This is a genomic window from Oceanihabitans sp. 2_MG-2023 (assembly GCF_030547245.1).
Classification (GTDB): Bacteria; Bacteroidota; Bacteroidia; order Flavobacteriales; family Flavobacteriaceae; genus Oceanihabitans.
Map to the genome: position 1 here is coordinate 19,122 of NZ_JAUOQT010000002.1, position 22,489 is coordinate 41,610.

A 22,489-nucleotide genomic window follows, 5' to 3' on the forward strand; every position below is an offset into this window, starting at 1 on the left:
CACTAAATTTAAAGACATGAAAAAGACTATATTAATTTTTGCAGCTGTTATTGTTACATTAAGCTTAACCGCTTTTGGTATAAACTGGCAAGATTTTAAAACAGAAAAAGCGAGTACCAAAGACGCTAATAAAATTGCTTTAAATACTGTTTCTAATAAAATTAAAAAGGAAAGCATCAATATAAATGAAGCGGAAAACTATGGCCCAATTGCATTTAACGTTTTAACCGAAGATGAATTTATTTACGATGTTGGCTCTAGATTTGCTCCTATTAAAAAAAGTGTGATCGATAATGCAACTTCTATTCATTCTTTTTATGATGAAGAAACCATCCATGCTATTGAAATATTAAAATATGCTGAAATTATTATCGTTGAAAACGATATTCAAACAGATACGCGTGAAATTACAACAAACAAAGAACTAACAGAAGCACAATTAAATCTTTTACAAAATGCCAATTATGGTAGTAATTTTTTAATAAATATTGTTTTTCAAAAAAAGAATAAAGTAACAGGTTTATTAGAGTACAGCAACGATTCTCCACATTTAACCATTGTACCAGAAAAAGAAGCAACTTACAAACATGGAAAAGATGCTTTAAAAAAGTTTTTAAGAGAAAATAGTTTAGATGCTAGATTAAAAGCGAAAGTAGATCCTAATACATTACAAGCTGCTAAATTAAAATTTACAGTAACTAAAGAAGGAGGAATTAAAAATATAAGCTTAGACAGATCTAGCAGTTACCCACTTGTAGATGAAACAATGAAATCCCTTATTTTAGAAACACAAGGTTCATGGAAACCTGCTGAAAATGCAAAAGGAGAAAAAACAGACCAAGAACTTGTTGTCTCTTTTGGTACAATGGGTTGTTAATATTATTTACAAATTAAAATTATATAAAAGGAACTCCTAAAATGGAGTTCCTTTTTTTTTATTATATTTAATTACAAATTCTCCCTAAAGCAACAACTAGATTTAAAACTTTTAATAAATGAAAAAGTTATCCATTGCACTAGTGCTTTTATTTTTGTTTCCATTTACTTTTCTGGCACAAGAAATTAACACCGAAAAATCTATTGTTAATTTTAAAATCAACAATTTAATTGTTAGTAATGTTAAAGGTACATTTAAAGAAATGACAGGAATTTTTAAGTTAGATGTCGATGACTTAAGTAAATCAGAAATAGATGTTTGTATTTCAGCTAAAACAATAAATACAGAAAACGAAGAAAGAGATACACATTTACGTTCTGAAGATTTTTTTTATGTAGAAAACAATCCTACGATTTGTTATACTTCGTCTAATATCCAGAAATCAAAAACAGGCTATACAGCTTTAGGAAAACTAACGATGTTAGGTGTTTCTCGTGATGTAAATATCCCTTTCACCTATAAAAACAATATTTTTATTGGAGCCTTTAAAATAAACAGAACCGATTATCATCTTGGCGAAAACGAAAATCCATTTGCAATTGGAGAAATGGTGAAAATTGAAATAAAATGTATCGTTAATTAAAGTTAATTATTCTTTATTGTTTTGAAATTATTGTAGCTTTAATTCGACTATTTTACTACTAAAACAGAAGAACATGAAAAACATTACATTTCTATTAGCTGTATTTTTTTTAACTAATTACGCTACAATTCAAGCACAACAGACTATAAATCAAGAAAAATCTGAAATTAATTTTCATATTACAGGAGGAGGAATCTTTAAAGTAAAAGGAACTTTTACTGGAATGCAAGGAGATTTTATTTTAAACACTTCGGCTTTAGAAAACGCCAGTTTTAATATTTGTGTAGATGCAACAACAATAAATACTAAAAATAAAAAAAGAGATGCGCATTTACGTAATTCTGATTTTTTTGATGTAGAAAAATATCCTGAAATTTGTTTTATTTCTTCCGCTGTAACAAAAACAAAAAACGGTTATAATACCATAGGAAACCTAACTATTCATGGTGTTACAAAAGAAGTTGAAATCCCCTTTACTTTTTCTAAAAACACCTTCGATGGTAATTTAATTATAAATAGATTTGATTATAATCTAGGAGAAGAATTTGGAACCATGAGAGTAGGTACCGAAGCCACAGTACATATTACTTGTAAAATCAATTAACTAATAGATTATTAAAAATACTCTATTTTAGCCTAAATTTTAATATATGAAACTAACTTTACTCAAAATAACTGCATTATTTATTTTTAGCCTTTCTACCTATGCACAAACATACAACACCTATTATCAAAGTGTTGTAGATAATGTTTCTGCTTCTAATATACTTGCAGATTTAACTACTTTTGAAAACTTTGGGGTAAAAGAAGTTGGAACAACAGCTTTAACGAACGCTCAAAATTGGATAACTTCTAGATACACAGCTTTAGGCTACACAGATATTACTTTACAACCTTTTACATACTCTTCTGGAACAAGTAATAATATTATAGTTACTAAAACAGGAACCGTTTACCCTGACACCTTCATAATTATTGATGGCCATTATGATACTATTAATGGTCCTGGAACAAACGACAATGGAAGTGGTACCACATTAATATTAGAAGTAGCAAGATTATTAAAAGATATAGATACAGAATACTCCATTAAGTTTATACATTTTAGTGGCGAAGAAGAAGGGTTAATAGGTAGTCAATATTATGTAAATAATACAGTAAATCCAGAAAACTTAGATATACGTTTAGTATTTAATTTAGACCAAGTAGGCGGAGTAAATGGAGAAACAAATGACACCATAACATGTGAGGAAGACCGAAGTAATCCACCTGCAAACAATAGTGCTTCTTCAGCAATGACTACTATTCTAGCAAACTGTGTTGAATTATATTCTAACTTAAATACAGTAATTTCATATGCCTACGCTTCCGATTATATTCCTTTTGAAAATAATGGAGAAATTATTACTGGCTTATATGAAACAAACGAAACAACACATGCGCATACAACTACAGATGTTTTAGCAAATATGGATCCTACATTTTTAACTCAAGTTACCAAAGGATCTTTAGGTGCTTTATTAGAATATGCTGTTAGTACAAATCCTTTAAGCATTACTGAAAACAAATTAGAACTCTTTAAAATATATCCAAACCCTAGTAATAATGGAATTGTAAATATTAATTTTTTAACAGAAACAACCACAAATAATTCATTAATTATTTATGATGTTTTAGGAAAAGAGGTATATAAAAAGTCAAACCTACAGCATCTACAAGCTTTAAATTTAAAGAAATTAAGAAAAGGCATTTATATAGCAGTTGTTAAAACAGATAAAGAATCCACAACAAAAAAACTAATACTTAATTAGTATCATATTAATTACTTTTAAATGCCTATAAATAAAATTTATAGGCATTTTTTATTCATTATTATATCTATTTTATTACTTTCACGACAGCTATTTAATTATCATTTATGAAGAAAGTAATTTTAACCTTATTAGTTGCATTTACATTAGTATCTTGTTTTAATGATCCTGATGACGACTTTATTGCACAATGTACAACACCAACAAACCTTCAATTTAGTAATACAACGCACGAAAGCACTACTATTACTTGGGAGGACAGTAATACACCTGCATCCTATAATTTAGAATATGGGATTTCTGGTTTTACAATTGGCTTAGGTACAACCATGGAAACTACGGAAAAAACGGCTACGCTAATTGGATTGGAAGCGAATACAACTTATGATGTTTATATTCAATCTATTTGTAGCGATAATGTTAGTTTACAAACTGAAGTGGTAAGTTTTACAACTACTGCTCCAATAGTGGTAGCTCAATTTTTAAACAACCTATCTGATTTACATATTTTCGCTGGAGATATTGCAGAATTAACTCCTGGTCCTTATGCTTTTGAATATGATTTAATTACTCCTTTATTTACAGACTATTCGCATAAACAACGTTTAATCGCTTTACCTTCTGGAGAAGCAATGCAACATGTAGATAATGGTTTACCTACATTTCCAGACAATACGGTTATTGCAAAAACATTCTATTATTTTAATGATGAACGTGATGAAACATTAGGAAAACGAATCATGGAAACCCGAATTTTAATTAAACAAAACGGTGTATGGGAAACTGGAAATTACACCTGGAATGATACACAAACGGAAGCTACTCTAGATTTAGATGGAAGTGTGGTAGCATATAGTTATATTGATGGTGCTGGAGAAACGAAGAATTTAAATTACAAAATACCTTCGAATACAGATTGTTTTACTTGCCATAGTAATGCAGATGTTATTACACCAATTGGACCTAAATTACGTTCCATGAATTTTAATAACCAATTACAAGATTTTATTGATAATAATTACTTAACAAATCTTACAGATCCTTCTAGCATTAGTGTATTACCAGATTGGGAAGATGATAGAAATTATACTGTTACACAAAGAGCTAGAGCATATTTCGATGTAAACTGTGCGCATTGCCATTCTCCAGGAGGAACTTGCAACCCTACTACCAGTCTAGATTTTAGACTAGAAACATCTTTTGATGCTACAGACATTTATTTATATAGATATTCTATACAAGCTAGAACGCAAAGTTATGTAGATGGCTACTCGATGCCATATATTGGCACCACAGTTTTACATGAAGAAGGCTATAATTTAATAGAAGAATTTATAAATTCTCTATAAAACATAAATTATAAAAAAAGGCTTTCGTTTACTCGAAAGCCTTTTTTTATATAATAAATTCTGTTTTCTTCCTATAAACCTAAAACCTTTTTTCCTTGTTCAAAAACAACATCTACAGGAATATTAGCAGCACTTAATCGGTCTAAATCTGCTTGTAAACTAGAAGTAATAACACCTTTATCTGCTACCAGTGCAGCTACACCATCATAATCTCCATTTCCTTGTAATGTTAATATTAGGTTAGATAAATCTTTCATTGCATCTTCCATTTTATCAAAATTCACTTTAAAAGTACCATCATCATTTCTAGTAAAAGCACCTTTTTCTTTAAAGAAATTAAAACGAATCATATTTGCCTTTCCATGTGCAGAAGAAGCGCCAAAACGAACAGATCTAAATATTCCAGCCATAAAAGTTACCATATTATCTTTTATATCTTCTTTTAATTCCCCTTTAGCTTGTAGTTGTTGAATCATATATAAACCAAGAATATCTGCTTTCCCTTCTTCTAGAGCACTTGCGTGTTCTTTTAAAGATTCTCTTACTGTTCCAGTATTGTTAATGGTATTTTTAATTCCTAAACCATGTGCAACTTCATGAAACATCGTATTTGCAAAAAAAGCATCAAACGTTATGTGTTTACGCTGGCTCTCATCTATTAAAACATTAGAAATCGGTAAAAGTATTTTATCAAATTTAGCTTGCATTGCGTTTTTAAGTTGTAACCTTCTAGTACCTTTTGCTAGTTGCACTTCTTCATCATTTGGTAAATTTATAGCAATCGTTTTACTACCAGAATTACAATCTCCAGCGTAAAAGACAACATCGTATGCATTTAAATCACTATCTGTTCCTGGTGTTTCTTTTTTGTATGCTGCATCAACAGGAAGATTTTTTTGTAATTCGGGTAAGTACGCCGAAAACTTAGCCAAACGCTTACTCCATGCTTGATCTTTAATAAGTACATAACCTTCATGTGCGGCTTTGTTTCCAAATAGTTGATCTTCGTACGTTTCTATTGGGCCAATAACAATGTCTAGCGTGTTTGTTTTCATGTCCATCCAAGCTAAATCACTTTTTTGGTATTCATCATTTAATAAAGCAGCCGCTCGTAATTCTAAATATTTTTTCAACCCAGTATCTGCTGCAAGTTTAGATGCTTCTAAAAGTAATTCGGAAACCTCTGCAACTTCATGCTTAAATTTTTCATGATATGGAATGGTAAATAATTTCCCGTTTTCATCACGACGAACAAAATTATAAATACTAGACTTATCTTTCATTTGGGCTGTATCAAATTCTTCTTTAGTCATATCTTTTGGATAGAAATTTGCTCCAGCTGGTTTTTCTCCAATTCCATCTATAAAAGGAGTATTTCCGTTTAAACGATCCCAAGGGCCATAATTTATTTTCACATATTTTTTGGTGTTCACGTCTTTAATTTCGTTTAATAAAGCGTCACAATCTCCATAAGCTTCATACCAAAACAAATCGTTCATTTTATTCGCTGCATCTATTAAAATAGGAAGCATTTTCTGTTCGTTTTCGGTAAGCACGCTTATATCTGCAGTGAGTTTTACGGACACATATTTATTTAAATTCTGTTCCATTTCTGTTGGTTTTACTACAACATTTTCTTCGGCTTGTTTAGCTTCGTTTTTACAAGAAAACATAGAAAAAGCTATTAATAAGAGGATTATTATTCGTTTCATATTTCTATTTCTTTTTTTTAATTAATAGTATCAAAGATAACCATTTTAACAACTAGTAAAAATGTTAATGTCTAGTTAAATACACTTTAGCAATTAAACTTTTTCATTTTCTAAGTGTCCTAGAAGCAAATAACAATAAAAACTTAAACAGATGAAAAAATTATTAATTATAGCATTAGCCTTAGTAACCATTCAAGTTAGTGCTCAAGACAAAAAAGAGAGAAAACATAGAGGTGCAGATTTAGCTCCAGAAGAAATGGCTCAATTACAAACTAAAAAAATGACTTTAGATTTAGATCTAACGGAAGCACAACAAAAAGAAATTGGTGTCCTTAATTTAGAAAATGCCAAAGCTAGAAAAGCAAAAATGGAGGCTAGAAAAAGTAGAAAAGAATCGGATGAAAAACCTAGCAAAGAAGAAATGCTTAAAATGCAGAATGACAGATTAGATGCTCAAATTGCTACAAAACAAAAAATGAAAAGCATTTTAAATGCAGAGCAATATGCTAAATGGGAAAAGCAACAAGGGAAAAGAAAGCATAAAATGGATGAGAAAAGCAGAAAAGGAAAGCGCAAAGGCGGAGCAAATCAAGAATAGTTAGTTAGTTTTTTTTTAGCACCTTAAAGGAGAAATCCTTTAAGGTGCTTTTATTTTTATAAGGTTTTTGCTACTGTATCTACTGCACGTATTGTTTTATCTAAATCGGTATAAGTTAAAGCATCCGTAATAAACCATGTTTCAAAAGCACTTGGCGCAATATAAATTCCTTCATTTAACATACCATGAAAGAACTTTTTAAAAGTGTCGTTATTTCCTTCGGCTGAAGTTTTAAAATCTAAAACTTCACCTTCAGCAAAATGCACAGAAATCATGGACCCTATTCTATTTATAGTATGTATTATATTGTTTTGGTTTAAAACCTTAGTAATTCCTTTATGTAAATACTCGGTTTTTTCAGCAAGGCGATTATAAATTTCGGCATCTTTATTTAATTCTTGTAACATAGCTAAACCTGCAGCCATTGCTAATGGGTTTCCACTTAAAGTTCCTGCTTGATATACAGGACCAAGAGGAGCTAAACAACTCATAATTTCTTTATTAGCAGCAAAAGCACCAACCGGTAATCCTCCTCCTATTACTTTACCAAAACAAACAATATCTGCTTTTATGGTGTACAGTTCTTGAGCTCCTCCTTTTGCAAGTCTGAAACCGGTCATAACCTCATCAAAAATTAAAAGAATATTATTTGCATCGCATACTTCTCTTAATTGTTTTAAAAAATTATTTTTTGGAGGAATACATCCCATATTACCAGCAACTGGCTCTAGAATAATACAAGCTATTTCGTTTTTATTGGCTTCAATAATTTGCTTTACATTTTCTATATTATTATAAGCTGCAAGTAAGGTATCTTTTGCTGTACCGTCCGTTACTCCTGGGCTATTTGGCGACCCAAAAGTCACCGCTCCACTACCAGCTTGAATTAAAAACGAATCGCTATGACCATGGTAGCAGCCTGCAAATTTAATAATCTTGTCTTTACCTGTAAAACCTCGAGCAAGGCGAACTGCACTCATGCAAGCTTCTGTTCCAGAATTTACAAAACGAATCATTTCGATATTTGGAACCATTGCAACTGCTAATGCTGCAATTTGCGTTTCAATTTCGGTAGGTGTCCCAAAAGATGTTCCTTTTTTTGTCTTTTCTACAACAGCATCAACAACTGGTTTAAAAGCATGACCAAGTATCATTGGTCCCCAAGAATTAATATAATCTATATATTGGTTATTATCTTCATCTATTAAATAAGCTCCTTTTGCTTCTTTAATAAATATTGGTGTACCTCCTACAGCTTTAAAAGCTCTTACAGGTGAATTTACTCCGCCTGGTATTACTTTTTCAGCTTCTGTAAATAATGCACTACTACGTATATAATTCATAAAATTTAATAATCTTTTGGTATTGGTTTTACATATAATACTTGCCCTACAAACAAACCTGTATCATTTAAACCATTTAATTCTTGAAGTTCTTGAACTGTAATTTTATATTTTTTAGAAATAGAATATAAAGTATCTCCTTTTGCTACAGTATACTTATCATTATTCGCTGCATTTTTTCCTAAAACTTCTGCATCAAATCGATACAACTGATAACGTTCAATTAAGCTAATTAACTTTACAGGGTATTTTCTATCTGTAGCATAACCAGCAGCTCGTAATCCTTTTGCCCAAGATTGGTAATCATCTTGTTCAAAATCAAACAAATTACTATATCTTTTTCGTCCTGTTAAGAATAACGAATGGTCTCTAAAGGAATATTTCGAATTATTATATTTTCGGAAACATTCTTGAGATGCATCATCATCATGATAAATTTTAGCTCCTGTCCAATCATGACATTTAATACCAAAGTGGTTATTCGCCTCAACTGAAAGTCTTCCTTTTCCTGAAGCCGATTCTAAAATACCTTGAGCTAAGGTAATACTAGCAGGAATACCATATTTACGCATTTCATCTTGAGCTATATCACTATAAATAGCAATATACTCTTCGGTAGAATTTGCATAAACTTCAGGAGTAGTTGGAGTAATTTCTGGTGTGGTTACTTCTTGTTGTTTTGGTTCTATTTCAGTAGTCTTATTTACTACTTCCCTTTTATCTTTTTTAGTAACAACTTTTTTACTGGAGCCGCAACTAAACATAAAAAAAGTTAGGCAGCTTATTACAATTATTTTCTTCATTTTTTATTGAATCAATGGTAAATTCTTCTTTTTTAAAACGGTATTCATACCTTCTATACCTTGTAATCCTCCAGTATGAATAATTAATATTTTAGATTGCTTCGGAAAAAAATCTTTTGCAATTAAATCCTGTATACCATAAAGCATTTTCCCTGTATAAACGGGGTCTAATGGTATCTTATGTTCTTCTTTGAAAGTATTTATAAACCGTATTAATACTTCGTTTGCTTTAGCATACCCTCCAAAATGATAATCTGTTATTAATTCCCAATTTGTTTTGGTTGTAAATTTAGTAATTTCTTCTTGTAAAAAGTCTCCTTTTAACGCTGGAAATCCAAGAATTTTTTGATGCGGAAAACTTGCATTAATTATTCCTGATATTGTACCTCCTGTTCCTACAGGGCAGCAGATATAATCGTATACTTCATCTCCTTCTTCTAAAATTTCCTCACATCCTTTTACAGCTAATTTGTTAGTTCCTCCTTCTGGAATTAAATAAAAATCACCAAACTGTAGCTCTAAGTTTTCAATAAATAGTTTAGATCCTTTGTTTCTAAATTCATCACGTGAAATAAATTGAAATTGCATTCCCTGCTGTTTAGCAAAACTTAAAGTAGGGTTTCCGTTTATTTTATTTTTTAACTCTTCACCTCTAACAACACCTATTGTTTCAAAACCAAAAATATTACCTGCAGCAGCAACTGCTGCAATGTGATTAGAATAAGCACCTCCAAAGGTTAATAAAGTTCTTTTTTTTTGATTCTTAGCTTCTATGATATTATACTTTAGTTTATGCAACTTATTACCAGAAACAAACGCGTGATTCTTGTAAATATTCTTTACAAAAACCTGAAAATCAGAAGTTAAATTAATTTTAACAGTTAAACCCATCTTTTAAACGAAAAATCACACATTATTATTAATTTTATTCTATTTTAGCTATAAGTGTTAATATTCTGTTATTTTTTAATCAAAATCGTTAAAAAACAAAATATAACACATTAAAGGATTCCCAAAATCTACATAAATATTATCTTACAATATCTTTTTGATATAAACTTATGTTCCAAATTTAAAGTTTATGATGAAAACACTACACTCTAAGACCGCAAATCTGCGTTGCAAAAAAATGCAATTTATAATTAAATTACCTATTATTTGTTTACTACTATTATTTTCTACGAATACTTTTGGGCAAGGCACAAGTTGTGCAACTGCCACTACACTAAACATTGACGGAGTTTGTGATTCTGGAAATATTTCAGACAATACTCAAGACCTTCCTAATATTGCTTCTTGCAATGGTTTTGCGAACTTTAAAAGGGAAGGCTGGTACACTTTTACAGTAACAACTGGACCTTTAGACATAAATATAACTGCATTATCAAATAATCGAAACCTATTTTTACAATTAATAAGCTCAACTTCTTCTTGTACAGGATTATCACAAATAAATTGTGCAAACAATGATACTGCAAATAATTCAGCACAAACCGAAACAATTAATGCAACTTTAAATAATGGCATTTATTATATAAAAGTAGCAAATGTTTCTGGTGGTAATAATCCTATGACGTTAAATAGTATATGCGTAACGTCTTCAGCACCTCTAGCTAACGATGACTGCTCAACTGCAACAACATTAAACTGTGGTGATACAAATATATCTGGATCAACCATAGGTAGTTCTAATACTACAATCTCTACTGGTTGCACAATAAGCAACTATGGAGTTTGGTACTCATTTATTGGAGATGGGCAACAAACAACAATATCATCAACTTCATCAGGCGGTTGGGATCATGAAATGAACATAGTAAGTGGTAGTTGTGGCACCTTAACAAATATTAGCTGTGAAGATAGTGATTTTACAAATGGTACAGAAAGTTACACCTTTACTAGTTCTATAGGAACCAACTATTATATATATATAGCTCATTGGGATTCTACAAGTGCAACAACAGGTAACTTTACCATTTCTAGGACATGCTCAACGCCACCAACTACTCCTACTAACGACGACTGCTCAGCAGCAGTAACATTAAACTGTGGCGATAATATTGCAGGCACGACAAATAATTCAACAGCAGCGAGTAGTGGCACGGGTTGTTCTATTAGTGACTATGGCGTTTGGTACACCTTTACAGGAGATGGAATAGAGACTACTATTACTACAGATGCAGCTGCTAGTTTTGATCATGAAATGGCTATTGCAAGTGGTAGTTGCGGTTCTTTAACTAATATTACTTGTGAAGATAGTACTGGAAACGGAGGTATTGAAAGCTATACTTTCACTCCTATTCTTGGTGTGGAATATTATATTTATATAGCAGATTACTACACATATGGTGGAGCAACAGATACTGGAAATTTCACTATTTCTAGAACTTGTGTTTCTGCGTGTACACCACCAACAGCACAACCAACAAACTTAACGTTTGGAACTATAACAGATAATTCTATTGACGGAAGCTTTACAGCTTCTGCACCAGCATCCAGCAACTATCTTGTATTAATGAATACTACAGGCACTACTCCTACTCCTCCAACAAACACAACCTCGTATGCAATTGGGAATACGACACTTGGAGCAACCGTAGTAGATAATGATGAAAATACAAATTTTACAGCTACCGGATTAAACCCAACTACAACGTATTATTTCTTTATTTATTCCTTTAATGATTTTGGTTGCTTTGGAGGACCACTTTACAATACTATAAACCCACTTACTGATAATGAAACCACTTTAATAGCAACCTATTGTATTCCATCATCTACAGACACAAGCAACTACATTGATGATTTTATTACAACAGGAGCTATAAATAACATTAACCATACAAATTCTGGTTTTTCAACAGCTGGCTATGGAGATTTTACTTCTATGGTCGTTGAACAACTTACAGGATCTAATGTAGATTTTACTATTAATTTTGTTGGAGGTACTTACGAAACTAATATTTGGGTAGATTGGAATAATGATACAGATTTTGATGATGCCAATGAAAAGGTATTTGAAACTGCTGGATATAGCGACCCAACAATAGGTAGTTTTACCGTTCTTGGAACAGCAGCACCAGGAAACTATAGAATGCGTATACGATCAGATTGGTTAAATTCTGATCCAGACCCTTGTGGTTATGACGACGATAGTGAAACTCATGATTACACTTTAACAGTCACTCCTTTAAATTGTACAGACAACCCTGTTAGTTTAACAGGAATTACTACATCTACTACCACTGGAACGATTAGTTGGACAGATCCCGCACCCGCTCCTGCAAACGGGTATGAATATATTGTTTCTACAGATAATACTACAGGAACTCCTGGTGGTGATATTTCTGGAACTACTACTGGAACTACGGTTAATCTTACTGGATTAACAGCTGGAACTACATACTATGTATTCGTAAGAGGAATTTGTAATGCAGTAGACTTTGGCGTTTGGATTACCACAACATTCACAACTGGTTGCTCAAATATTATAACTACTCCTACTGTTTGCCCTTTAATAGCTGGAGAACAAGGAGTTGATCCTTTTACAGCTGATCCTTTTGATCCTGACCCAAGCTTTAGCTTAGACTGTACCAGTCCATCATTAACGTTACAAGCTCATTCTACAATAAGAGAAACAGACAGTTATATTGTTGAACAAATTGCATACCCAAATCCAGCTCCAGAGTATGAGTTTCCTACATTTGGAGGAGCTGGAGTACAAACAATAGATGATGATGATGTTTGGGCTGATGCCAGAACGAATCTTGGTTTTAATTTTTGTTTTTACGGAAATACATATACAGAAACACTAGTTGGTGCTAATGGTATGATCACTTTTGATAATTCGTATATACCAGGTTCTTATTGTGGCTATTCATTTAACGCAAATCTTCCTAGTTTGGCTGGAGCCTTATTTAACAATACCATTTATGGTGTTTATCACGATTTAGACCCAAGGGGCTTATTAGGAACACCTATTAAAAGTCGTGTAATAGGAACTCCCGGATGTAGACAATTTATTATTTCTTGGATTGATATTCCAATGTTTGATGATGCAAGTAGATTGTATACTGGGATGATAGTCCTTCATGAAACTACAAATATTATTGAAGTATTTATTGAAGAAAAAAGAATAGCAAATGGTGACGTTTATCCTTGGAATGATGGTAATGCCATTGTAGGAATACAAGGAGATGGAAATACTGGAGAAGCTATTGCTGCTCCATGTAGAAACGGTCTAGACACTAACTGGGAAACAACCAACGAAGCTTGGCGATTTGTACCAAATGGAGCTATTATTGCACCAGACTCTGTAACATGGTATTCTGCAAGCACAGGAGCTGCAGTAATAGGAACAGGATCAACTTTAACAGTAACAACACCCGACACCTACACTGCCGAAGTTACTTATACTTCTTGTGGTAATACAGTTACTTTTTCTGATGATGTTATTGTAGATCAATCCAGTAAAACATGGATGGGATATATTGATAACAATTGGTACATAGATGGTAACTGGGAACCTAACGGAGTACCAACATCAAGCGATTGTGTCCTAATTCCAGATATCGCAGTTTCTAATGTAGACTTTCCTGTAGCAGATATTGTAAATCTAATTCCTTTACCTCCACAACCTGCAAATGCTTTAAACTTGACTGTTGCATCTTCTGCTAGTCTTGAGGTATCATCAAACACAAAATTAATAGTTACAGATTGGATTCATTTAGATGGAACCATTAACATAAGAAACAATGGTAGCTTAATTCAAATTAACAATGGCGCACCAAATGTTAATAACAATACTGGAAATGGAAATATCAATATGCAAAGAACAGCAACTATAGCTAGTTCATATGATTATATCTATTGGTCATCTCCTGTTGAAGGGTTTAGTGTTTCTAATGTTTCGCCTGGGTCTTCATATATTTATGAATGGATACCAACAATACCTGGAAATGGTGCTGGAAATTATGGAAACTGGCAAGCAACCACAGAAAACATGGTTAATGGTAAAGGATATATCATTAGAAATGTAACAGGAACACCGACACCGTCAACACCTGAATTTGTAGGTAGACCCAACAATGGAGTAATTACCAAAGCCATAACAAGAGGTAACTACAACGGAGCAGATTACGCTGGTGGAGGTAATACTATAGCTACTAACTTAGATGACAATTGGAATTTAATTGGTAATCCTTACCCTTCAGCAATTTCTGCAGATACTTTTATATCTGTAAATGCTGCAGTAATTGCAGATGATACAAGTCCAGCTATTTCTGGAACTGTTTATTTATGGAGACATCTAGCCATCCCGAGTAACGCAATTAATGATCCTTTTTATGAAGACTTTGTTTACAATTATAATCCTAACGATTATATCGCTTATAATAGCACTGGATCTAATCCTTCTGGTTTTGGTGGAGATATAGCAGCTGGACAATCCTTTTTTGTACTCATGGAAGATACTGCACCTGTTAACTCTACTGTTTCCTTTGATAACATTATGCGTAATGAAACATTAAACAACAGTCAGTTTTATAGAAACTCTCAAGATAATAATCGTTCTTCAAGTATTGAAAAACATAGAATTTGGTTAGATTTAATTACTCCAAACAACACTGCAAACTCTATACTTGTGGGCTATGTAGATGGAGCTTCCAATAGTTTGGATAGACTTTATGATGGTCATGAATTAAGCGAAACTAGCACCAGGTTTTATTCTATAATTGAAGAGGAAGAATTAGGAATACAAGGAAAATCACTTCCTTTTGATGAAAACGATACTGTAGCATTAGGTATAGAAATTCCTCAAAACGGAAACTATTCTATTGCAATAAATACTTTAGACGGATTATTTCAAAACACGAATCAAGCTATTTATATTGAAGACACTTACACAAACCTAATACATAATTTACGAATTAACCCTTATAGTTTTAATATTGATTCAGGAACTTACAATGACCGATTTATATTAAGATATACTGATGAATCATTAAGTGTGGATAATTTTGAAATTTCAGGATTAGAAATTTTAGCGCCTAACAATAAATACATTAAAGTGAAATCTGGAAACAGTAACATTGAAACAGTTATTGTATATGATCTTTTAGGAAGAACTTTAATTAATCAAACAGAAATTAATGCTTCTGAAATTACATTCAATAATAATAATTTTTCGGAAGGTGCATATATTGTAAAAGCAGTTCTTGAAAACGGAAGTCAAAAAATTCAGAAAGTAGTTTTAAAAAATTAATAATACTTTAAAAACTTCCAAAACGACCTTGATTTTAAATAATCAAGGTCGTTTTCATTTATATAAGCCTCTCTTTCAAAAGATATATTTCTATAAGCTTGATGCCAATCTCTTAACTGTACTAATCCAATTAAAAACTCAATAAAATACAAAATATAAAATGGAATAATTAATAATTCTAACTGCTGTCTTAAATGAATTTTTTCATGATTAATTAAAACCTTATTCTTCATTAAACTAGTATACTTTAAAAACACAAAAGGAAAAATAGTAATCCCAGTATACCCTCTAGGAACCATATATTTTGAAATAAAAATCATACTTAACACCATTCAAAAATCAAACCAAATTACATTATATTTGTTACATGAAGAAATTTGTTCCAATAGAAGAAGGCGATTATTACTTAACTCCAGAAGGCTACAAATGTTTCACTGCACAATACCATTTAAAACGTGGTTACTGTTGCGAGAGTGGATGTAGACATTGTCCTTATGGGTATAATTCTTCTACTTCAGGTAAAACAATTAAAAAAAAGTAAAGCAAATTATAATGAAGACATTTAAAGAGCAAATACTAGAAGGTATACCAGATATTTTACCAGAAACTAAAGTATACGAAATAGAAATAAATCACGCACCTAATCGAAAAGCTATTTTAACTGCTGAAGAAAAAAAACTAGCACTCCGTAATGCTCTACGTTATTTTAATAAAAAACAACATGCAGAATTACTTCCAGAATTTAAAAACGAATTAGAAACCTACGGAAGAATTTACATGTATCGTCTGCGTCCAGATTATAAAATGTACGCCAGACCAATAGACGAATATCCAGCAAAATCGAAACAAGCAGCCGCAATCATGCTTATGATTCAAAATAACCTGGACTATGCAGTTGCACAACATCCCCACGAATTAATTACCTATGGTGGTAATGGTGGCGTTTTTTCTAATTGGGCACAATACAGACTTACCATGAAGTATTTGGCCGAAATGAATAACGAACAAACACTAGTAATGTACTCTGGGCATCCAATGGGATTATTTCCTAGTCATAAAAACGCACCACGTGTTGTAGTTACTAATGGTATGATGATTCCTAATTACTCAAAACCAGACGACTGGGAAAAATTCAATGCACTTGGTATAACACAATACGGACAAATGACTGCGGGAAGTTTCATGTACATTGGACCACAAGGAATTGTACATGGCACTACAATAACCGTTTTAAATGCGTTTAGAAAAATAAAAAAAGAACCACAAGGAAACCTTTTTGTAACCTCTGGTTTAGGTGGTATGTCTGGCGCACAACCAAAAGCAGGAAACATTGCAGGTTGTATTACTGTTTGCGCAGAAGTAAATCCGAAAATCACACAAGTACGTTTAGATCAAGGTTGGATAGACGAAAAAATCACAGATTTAAACGAGTTAGTAGTAAGAATTAATAAAGCTAAAACAGAAAAAGAAACTATTTCTATAGCATATCTAGGAAACATAGTAGATGTTTGGGAGAAATTAGACGAAGCAAATATTCATATAGATATAGGAAGCGATCAGACCTCTCTTCATAATCCTTGGGCTGGAGGGTATTATCCAGTAGACATCTCATTCGAAAAAGCAAATGAGATGATGGCAAATAACCCAAAGCTTTTTAAAGAAAAAATTCAAGAAACATTACGTCGTCATGCCTTAGCGATAAACAAACACACCGCAAAAGGAACTTATTTCTTTGATTATGGAAATGCTTTTTTATTAGAAGCTTCTCGTGCTGGAGCAGATGTAATGGCCCAAAACCCAACAATTGGGCGTGAATTTAAATACCCAAGTTATGTTCAAGATATTATGGGGCCAATGTGCTTCGATTATGGTTTCGGTCCATTTCGTTGGGTTTGCACCTCAGGAAAGCCAGAAGACTTAGCGAAAACAGACACTATTGCATGTGACGTTTTAGAAGAGATCATGAGAAATTCTCCTGAAGAAATTCAGCAACAAATGCAAGATAATATTACATGGATTAAAGGAGCCCAAGAAAACAAATTGGTAGTTGGCTCACAAGCAAGAATACTGTATGCAGATGCCGAAGGACGTATGAAAATTGCACAAGCATTTAATGAAGCTATTGCAAAAAAAGAAATAGGATATGTTGTTTTAGGAAGAGATCATCATGATGTATCAGGAACAGACTCTCCATATAGAGAAACAAGTAATATTTATGATGGCTCTCGCTTTACAGCAGATATGGCGATACAAAATGTAATTGGTGACAGCTTTAGAGGTGCCACTTGGGTTAGTATACACAATGGTGGTGGCGTTGGTTGGGGAGAAGTTATAAATGGTGGATTTGGTATGGTTCTTGATGGTACTATAGAAGCATCTAAACGATTAAAAACCATGCTCTTCTGGGACGTAAACAACGGGATTTCAAGACGAAGTTGGGCACGAAATTCGGGGGCAGAGTTTGCTATTAAACGTGCCATGGAAATAGAACCTAATTTAAAAGTAACACTTCCAAATCACGTAGATGATGCTTTATTGAATTAGAAAAATTTAAAAAACTGCAATTATGAAACATCTATTATCCATCACATCGCTATTACTATTATTAGTAATATCCACTTCGTGTAACTCGGTTAGAGTAGCTTCCGATTACGACAGACAAGTAAATTTTAATAACTTTAAAACCTTTGCTTTCTTTAAAACAGGAATTGACAAAGCCGAAATTAATGATCTAGACAAACGTAGAATTTTAAGAGCTATAGAATCTGAACTATTAGCCAAAGGTTTTACAAAGTCTGAAAACCCAGATCTATTAGTTAGTATTTTTACAAAATCTAGAGAAAAAATAAATGTCTATAACAATAACAATTTTGGCCCTTATGGATATGGTTGGGGATGGAGTCCTTGGTATTGGAATAACTACAATACCGTATCGAAATCTACAGAAGGCATACTTTATATAGATTTAATTGAGGCTAGTAAAAAAGAACTCGTATGGCAAGGGCAAGGCACAGGCTATTTGTCACAAAATAAAAAAGAAGAAAGAATACAAGAATTTGTTACTAAAATAATGGAGAAATATCCGCCCGGCTTACACGAATAATAAGCACAAAAAAACCACTCTAAATTAATAGAGTGGTTTTTTTTATATACAATTATATTATTTTTTCTCTTTGTAAGATTCTTTCAAAGATTTTTGATACGCTTCATACTGACTTGGAGTTAAGATTTGTCTTAATTTAGTATTTGCAGCTTCTAATAAAGTAGACTTTGCTTTTTGAACTGTAGCAATATCATTATTCCCTTCTAAACCTTTCTCGTTATATGCTAAATCAACTAATACTTTAAATGTTTCTACCTGTTGGTCACCAGTTAACTCTACTAATTGATGTAACTCATAAGTTTGTTTTTTAGCTATTGCTTCAGGGCGCTCTGATTCTGCTACTCTAGAATCCTGTGCTTGTGTTTGTTGCATACCAACAAAAAATATAGCGATTAAGCTTAAAAGTGAAATGTATTTTTTCATGTTTTATTAAGTTATTAATTTAAGAGTTCAATATACAAAATAATTTGAAAAACAGAATACATTATTTTATCCCTTTATAATTAACTAATAATTAATTAGTGTATTTATCTTAGCTTTTACTTTTTCCGTAGAAGGAATCATCGTTTCTTCTAAAGTGGAATTTAAAGGTATTGCTGGCATATTTTCACTACCAATCGTCATTACTGGAGCATCTAAAAACCTAAAACATTCTTCCTGAATTTTTCCTGCTAAGGCTCTAGCAAAACTGTTATTGGAAGGCTCTTCAGTCACCACCAAACACTTTCCTGTTTTCTTTACAGATTTCATAATCGTATCTTCATCTAATGGAAATAAGGTACGTAAATCAATAATTTCAATTTGATCTCGCATTCCTAATTCTCCGGAAGCATTATATGCCCAATGCACTCCCATGCCATAAGTAACAATCGTTAAAGTTTCTACATTTTCCTGTTTCCAAATTTCTTGTAACAGCCATGCTTTTCCAAAAGGAAGTACATAATCTTCACTAGGTTCTACAGAAGTCGCAGTTAAAGTTCCCGGTACCTTAGACCAATACAGCCCTTTATGTTCTAAAATCACAACCGGATTTGGATCGTAATAAGCCGCTTTCATTAATCCTTTTAAATCGGCTCCATTACTTGGATAGGCTATTTTTATCCCTCGAATATTAGTAATTACACTTTCTACAGAAGACGAATGATATGGTCCACCACTACCATAAGCACCAATTGGTACACGAAGTATCATGCTTACTGGCCATTTTCCGTTAGATAAGTAGCAACTTCTACTTACTTCTGTAAATAATTGATTTAATCCAGGCCAAATATAATCGGCAAACTGTACCTCAACTATTGGTTTTAACCCAACAGCACTCATACCAACTGTAGAACCTACAATAAATGCTTCTTGAATTGGGGTGTTAAAAACCCTATCATCACCAAATTTTTGAGCTAATGTAGCTGCTTCTCTAAAAACGCCACCAAGTCTTCCTCCAACATCTTGTCCGTAAAGCAAGCATTCTTTGTGTTTTCGCATCAGTTCTTCTACAGCAAATAATGCACAATCAACCATCACCACTTTATCTGCCCCTTTTGGTGATCTCACCCCTTTTTCTTCAGTTATTGGTGTAGGCACAAAATCGTTGGTAAATAAATCTTCTGGCTTTGGATCCTCTGCTTGTAATGCTTTTTTAAAGTCTGCTTCTACTTTCGCTTTCGCGGAATTTTCTATTACTTCAATCTCACTATCTGTAAAACCATTAGCTAGTAATTGTTGTTTTATAACTGGATATGGATCTCGAGAACGGGCTTCATCTAAATCATCACGATACCACTCCATTCTAACACCAGATGTGTGGTGATTTAATAAAGGGACTTTAGCATGTACCAAAAACGGTCTACGTTCTGTTCGAATGGTATGTATTACTTTTTCTACAGCTTCATAGCTTTCTATAAAGTTAGCTCCATCAATGGAAATCGCTTCTAATCCATGAAAACCTTTTGCATACTCAAATGCATTTTGTGCTCTCGTCTCCGCTGCATTTGCAGAAATATCCCAACCATTATCTTGTACTAAATATAAAATTGGCATTTGTTTTAAAGCTGCCATTTGAAACGCTTCTGCTATTTCCCCTTCGGTTACAGAAGCATCCCCTAAAGAACACACGACAAACGGTAAGTCTTTAAGTGTTTTATCATCCAAACCTTGTAATTCTTTGTACTGCATTCCCATGGCAACTCCAGTAGCAGGAATGGTTTGCATTCCTGTAGCTGAAGATTGATGTGGTATTTTAGGTTTATCATCCTCTTTTAAACTTGGATGCGAATAATACGTTCTTCCTGCAGAAAACGGATCGTCTTTTTTTGCTAGCAATTGTAACATAAGATCATGAGGCTCTAGCCCAAAAGACAATAACATAGCATCATCTCTATAGTATGGAAATGCATAATCCTGAGGCAATAATTGCATTCCTAAAGCAATCTGAATGGCTTCATGACCTCTAGAAGTGGCATGCACATATTTTGAAACTTGTTTAAAATTAGCTTCATATAATTCTGCCATTGCTTTCGCTGTACAGAGTTTTGAAAATCCTTTTTTTAGTATGTCTTTATTCATCTTAAGTTTTCTTAAACCTATCCGTTTGTATTATATTTCTCTATTTACATCAAATTGCTCAAAATAATCAGCTACTCTTCGCACAAAACTACCTCCTAAAAACCCATCAACAACACGATGATCAAAAGAAAGGGATAAATACATCATACTACGAATAGCAATTTCATCTCCTTTTTCTGTGGTAATTACTTCTGGTCTTTTTTTAATGATTCCAAGTGCTAAAATGGCAACTTCCGGTTGGTTGATAATTGGAGTTCCCATGACGCTACCAAAGGTTCCTACATTTGATATAGTGAAAGTGCTTCCTTTAATATCATCTCCTGCTAATTTATTTTCTCTTGCTTTTCCAGCTAAAACATTTACATTACTAGCAATGGTTTTTAAATCTTTAGTATCCGCATTTTTCACAACAGGAACAATTAAGTTTCCACTTGGTAAAGCGGTTGCCATCCCAATATTAATAGCTTCTTTTACAATAATATTATTTCCATCTACCGAAGCATTAATGTTTGGAAAATCTTTTACTGCTTTCGCTACTGCTTCTACAAATAATGGTGTAAACGTTAAACGCTCACCATGTTTTTCTTGAAAAGCTATTTTATTAGCGTTTCTCCAGTTTACCATATTGGTTAAATCTGCTTCCACATAAGCAGTAACGTGCGGTGAAGTGTGTTTAGAATACACCATATGATCTGCAATCATTTGACGCATTCTATCCATTTCGATGATTTTACCTTTTCCTTTATCAAATTCTAATTGCGGAATGCGATATGCGGTTGGATCTTTTTCTGCTATTGGCTGCGCAAATTTGTATGGTCTTCCTTCTTCAATATATTGAAATACATCACTTTTACGTAATCTACCTTCGTGACCTGTTGCAGGAATTCGTGCAAGTTCTTCAAAACTAATGTGGTGTTCTTTTGCTATTTTTATAATTAAAGGAGAAAAGAAAATGTTGGAATTAGTAACAGAAAAAGAATTTGACGCAGATATTGATGCTTGCTGAATAGATTTTGTTTTTTTGAGTGCTTTTGTTTTTTTAGTACGTGACTCTTCTGGCTTGGACGATTCCTTTATATTTTTTGAAGAATTTACTACTTCTGAAATTTCTAAAACAGCAATTACTGCTCCAACAGGAACAACATCTTTTGCTTGAAATAAAGTTTTTATCAATGAACCAGATGCTGGTGCTGGCACTTCATTATCTACTTTATCTGTAGCAACTTCCAGAATAATATCTCCTTCTTCAAAAGTATCTCCTTCAGCTATTAACCAATTGATAATGGTTCCTTCTGTAATACTTTCACCCATTTTAGGCATTTTTAATTCAAATTTCGACATCTTTATTAACTAGCGTTTGTTAGTTTATTCTTTCTTTAATTTTTACCGCAATTTGCGTTAGCGATTGCAACGGCATCCTTTTTTACGT

At 32.7% G+C, this 22,489-nt stretch carries 18 protein-coding genes; 10 read left to right on the forward strand and 8 right to left on the reverse strand.

From position 1 onward, the window contains the following. Nucleotides 1-16: 16 nt before the first annotated feature. The 5 genes from Q4512_RS04015 to Q4512_RS04035 all read left to right on the forward strand — a co-directional run bounded on the left by Q4512_RS04015 (nt 17) and on the right by Q4512_RS04035 (nt 4,680). Nucleotides 17-877 (forward strand): energy transducer TonB, encoded by an 861-nt coding sequence (locus Q4512_RS04015; RefSeq protein WP_303421851.1) that lies wholly within the window; start codon nt 17-19, stop codon nt 875-877. Nucleotides 878-995: 118 nt separating this feature from the next. After that, nucleotides 996-1,520: a YceI family protein gene (locus Q4512_RS04020; protein ID WP_303421852.1), complete on the forward strand. Its 525-nt coding sequence runs from the start codon at nt 996-998 to the stop codon at nt 1,518-1,520. Nucleotides 1,521-1,593: 73 nt separating this feature from the next. Then, nucleotides 1,594-2,124, forward strand: a complete 531-nt coding sequence (locus tag Q4512_RS04025; protein ID WP_303421853.1) for a YceI family protein — start codon at nt 1,594-1,596, stop codon at nt 2,122-2,124. Nucleotides 2,125-2,170: 46 nt separating this feature from the next. After that, nucleotides 2,171-3,331, forward strand: coding sequence for a M20/M25/M40 family metallo-hydrolase (locus Q4512_RS04030; protein ID WP_303421854.1), 1,161 nt, complete (start codon nt 2,171-2,173; stop codon nt 3,329-3,331). A 107-nt stretch (nt 3,332-3,438) separates the two neighbouring features. Continuing rightward, nucleotides 3,439-4,680, forward strand: a complete 1,242-nt coding sequence (locus tag Q4512_RS04035; protein ID WP_303421855.1) for a fibronectin type III domain-containing protein — start codon at nt 3,439-3,441, stop codon at nt 4,678-4,680. 71 nt (nt 4,681-4,751) lie between these two features. Here Q4512_RS04035 and Q4512_RS04040 read toward each other — a convergent pair whose 3' ends face one another. Further along, a complete protein-coding gene (locus tag Q4512_RS04040; RefSeq protein ID WP_303421856.1) occupies nt 4,752-6,392 on the reverse strand; it encodes a dipeptidyl-peptidase 3 family protein in 1,641 nt (546 codons plus the stop codon). A 151-nt stretch (nt 6,393-6,543) separates the two neighbouring features. Here Q4512_RS04040 and Q4512_RS04045 point away from each other — a divergent pair, with 151 nt between their 5' ends. Further along, nucleotides 6,544-6,990 carry a hypothetical protein gene (locus Q4512_RS04045; RefSeq protein ID WP_303421857.1) on the forward strand — a complete coding sequence of 149 codons (447 nt, stop codon included), beginning with the start codon at nt 6,544-6,546 and terminating at the stop codon, nt 6,988-6,990. Nucleotides 6,991-7,046: 56 nt separating this feature from the next. Here Q4512_RS04045 and hemL read toward each other — a convergent pair whose 3' ends face one another. From hemL to Q4512_RS04060, 3 genes are read right to left on the reverse strand one after another with little or no spacing between them, the layout of a single operon-like run. Next, a complete protein-coding gene (hemL, locus tag Q4512_RS04050; RefSeq protein WP_303421858.1) occupies nt 7,047-8,333 on the reverse strand; it encodes a glutamate-1-semialdehyde 2,1-aminomutase in 1,287 nt (428 codons plus the stop codon). A gap of 5 nt (nt 8,334-8,338) precedes the next feature. Further along, the gene (locus tag Q4512_RS04055) at nt 8,339-9,136 is read right to left on the reverse strand and encodes a glucosaminidase domain-containing protein (protein WP_303421859.1); all 798 of its coding nucleotides are present in this window, start codon (nt 9,134-9,136) and stop codon (nt 8,339-8,341) included. A gap of 3 nt (nt 9,137-9,139) precedes the next feature. Beyond that, nucleotides 9,140-10,027, reverse strand: coding sequence for a 1-aminocyclopropane-1-carboxylate deaminase/D-cysteine desulfhydrase (locus Q4512_RS04060; RefSeq protein ID WP_303421860.1), 888 nt, complete (start codon nt 10,025-10,027; stop codon nt 9,140-9,142). A 238-nt stretch (nt 10,028-10,265) separates the two neighbouring features. On the opposite strand from Q4512_RS04060, the gene Q4512_RS04065 reads away from it, so the two are divergent. After that, the gene (locus tag Q4512_RS04065; protein ID WP_303421861.1) at nt 10,266-15,398 is read left to right on the forward strand and encodes a GEVED domain-containing protein; all 5,133 of its coding nucleotides are present in this window, start codon (nt 10,266-10,268) and stop codon (nt 15,396-15,398) included. On the opposite strand, the gene Q4512_RS04070 is transcribed toward Q4512_RS04065, so the two are convergent. Beyond that, nucleotides 15,395-15,718 carry a hypothetical protein gene (locus Q4512_RS04070; RefSeq protein ID WP_303421863.1) on the reverse strand — a complete coding sequence of 108 codons (324 nt, stop codon included), beginning with the start codon at nt 15,716-15,718 and terminating at the stop codon, nt 15,395-15,397. The two genes, Q4512_RS04065 and Q4512_RS04070, sit on opposite strands and share 4 nt — an antisense overlap. A gap of 47 nt (nt 15,719-15,765) precedes the next feature. Between Q4512_RS04070 and Q4512_RS04075 the strand changes: the two genes are divergently transcribed. From Q4512_RS04075 to Q4512_RS04085, 3 genes are read left to right on the forward strand one after another with little or no spacing between them, the layout of a single operon-like run. Further along, entirely contained in the window at nt 15,766-15,939 is a 174-nt protein-coding gene (locus Q4512_RS04075) for a DUF5522 domain-containing protein (protein ID WP_303421865.1), read from the forward strand. Between the two features lie 11 nt (nt 15,940-15,950). Beyond that, the gene (locus Q4512_RS04080) at nt 15,951-17,942 is read left to right on the forward strand and encodes a urocanate hydratase (RefSeq protein ID WP_303421867.1); all 1,992 of its coding nucleotides are present in this window, start codon (nt 15,951-15,953) and stop codon (nt 17,940-17,942) included. A 22-nt stretch (nt 17,943-17,964) separates the two neighbouring features. Further along, on the forward strand, nt 17,965-18,501 hold the full coding sequence (locus Q4512_RS04085) for a DUF4136 domain-containing protein (protein ID WP_303421869.1): 537 nt from the start codon (nt 17,965-17,967) through the stop codon (nt 18,499-18,501). 57 nt (nt 18,502-18,558) lie between these two features. On the opposite strand, the gene Q4512_RS04090 is transcribed toward Q4512_RS04085, so the two are convergent. The 3 genes from Q4512_RS04090 to Q4512_RS04100 all read right to left on the reverse strand — a co-directional run bounded on the left by Q4512_RS04090 (nt 18,559) and on the right by Q4512_RS04100 (nt 22,401). Beyond that, nucleotides 18,559-18,924: a hypothetical protein gene (locus tag Q4512_RS04090; RefSeq protein ID WP_303421870.1), complete on the reverse strand. Its 366-nt coding sequence runs from the start codon at nt 18,922-18,924 to the stop codon at nt 18,559-18,561. Nucleotides 18,925-19,008: 84 nt separating this feature from the next. Further along, nucleotides 19,009-21,060, reverse strand: coding sequence for a thiamine pyrophosphate-dependent enzyme (locus Q4512_RS04095; RefSeq protein WP_303421872.1), 2,052 nt, complete (start codon nt 21,058-21,060; stop codon nt 19,009-19,011). A gap of 30 nt (nt 21,061-21,090) precedes the next feature. After that, nucleotides 21,091-22,401 (reverse strand): dihydrolipoamide acetyltransferase family protein, encoded by a 1,311-nt coding sequence (locus Q4512_RS04100; protein ID WP_303421874.1) that lies wholly within the window; start codon nt 22,399-22,401, stop codon nt 21,091-21,093. Nucleotides 22,402-22,489 lie beyond the last annotated feature (88 nt).

What these genes read in the sequence shown, in the direction of transcription:
- Q4512_RS04015 (WP_303421851.1), top strand. Translation starts at nt 17, where the DNA reads ATGAAAAAGACTATATTAATTTTTGCAGCTGTTATTGTTACATTAAGC.
- Q4512_RS04020 (WP_303421852.1), top strand. Translation starts at nt 996, where the DNA reads ATGAAAAAGTTATCCATTGCACTAGTGCTTTTATTTTTGTTTCCATTT.
- Q4512_RS04025 (WP_303421853.1), top strand. Translation starts at nt 1,594, where the DNA reads ATGAAAAACATTACATTTCTATTAGCTGTATTTTTTTTAACTAATTAC.
- Q4512_RS04030 (WP_303421854.1), top strand. Translation starts at nt 2,171, where the DNA reads ATGAAACTAACTTTACTCAAAATAACTGCATTATTTATTTTTAGCCTT.
- Q4512_RS04035 (WP_303421855.1), top strand. Translation starts at nt 3,439, where the DNA reads ATGAAGAAAGTAATTTTAACCTTATTAGTTGCATTTACATTAGTATCT.
- Q4512_RS04040 (WP_303421856.1), bottom strand. Translation starts at nt 6,392, where the DNA reads ATGAAACGAATAATAATCCTCTTATTAATAGCTTTTTCTATGTTTTCT.
- Q4512_RS04045 (WP_303421857.1), top strand. Translation starts at nt 6,544, where the DNA reads ATGAAAAAATTATTAATTATAGCATTAGCCTTAGTAACCATTCAAGTT.
- hemL (WP_303421858.1), bottom strand. Translation starts at nt 8,333, where the DNA reads ATGAATTATATACGTAGTAGTGCATTATTTACAGAAGCTGAAAAAGTA.
- Q4512_RS04055 (WP_303421859.1), bottom strand. Translation starts at nt 9,136, where the DNA reads ATGAAGAAAATAATTGTAATAAGCTGCCTAACTTTTTTTATGTTTAGT.
- Q4512_RS04060 (WP_303421860.1), bottom strand. Translation starts at nt 10,027, where the DNA reads ATGGGTTTAACTGTTAAAATTAATTTAACTTCTGATTTTCAGGTTTTT.
- Q4512_RS04065 (WP_303421861.1), top strand. Translation starts at nt 10,266, where the DNA reads ATGCAATTTATAATTAAATTACCTATTATTTGTTTACTACTATTATTT.
- Q4512_RS04070 (WP_303421863.1), bottom strand. Translation starts at nt 15,718, where the DNA reads ATGATTTTTATTTCAAAATATATGGTTCCTAGAGGGTATACTGGGATT.
- Q4512_RS04075 (WP_303421865.1), top strand. Translation starts at nt 15,766, where the DNA reads ATGAAGAAATTTGTTCCAATAGAAGAAGGCGATTATTACTTAACTCCA.
- Q4512_RS04080 (WP_303421867.1), top strand. Translation starts at nt 15,951, where the DNA reads ATGAAGACATTTAAAGAGCAAATACTAGAAGGTATACCAGATATTTTA.
- Q4512_RS04085 (WP_303421869.1), top strand. Translation starts at nt 17,965, where the DNA reads ATGAAACATCTATTATCCATCACATCGCTATTACTATTATTAGTAATA.
- Q4512_RS04090 (WP_303421870.1), bottom strand. Translation starts at nt 18,924, where the DNA reads ATGAAAAAATACATTTCACTTTTAAGCTTAATCGCTATATTTTTTGTT.
- Q4512_RS04095 (WP_303421872.1), bottom strand. Translation starts at nt 21,060, where the DNA reads ATGAATAAAGACATACTAAAAAAAGGATTTTCAAAACTCTGTACAGCG.
- Q4512_RS04100 (WP_303421874.1), bottom strand. Translation starts at nt 22,401, where the DNA reads ATGTCGAAATTTGAATTAAAAATGCCTAAAATGGGTGAAAGTATTACA.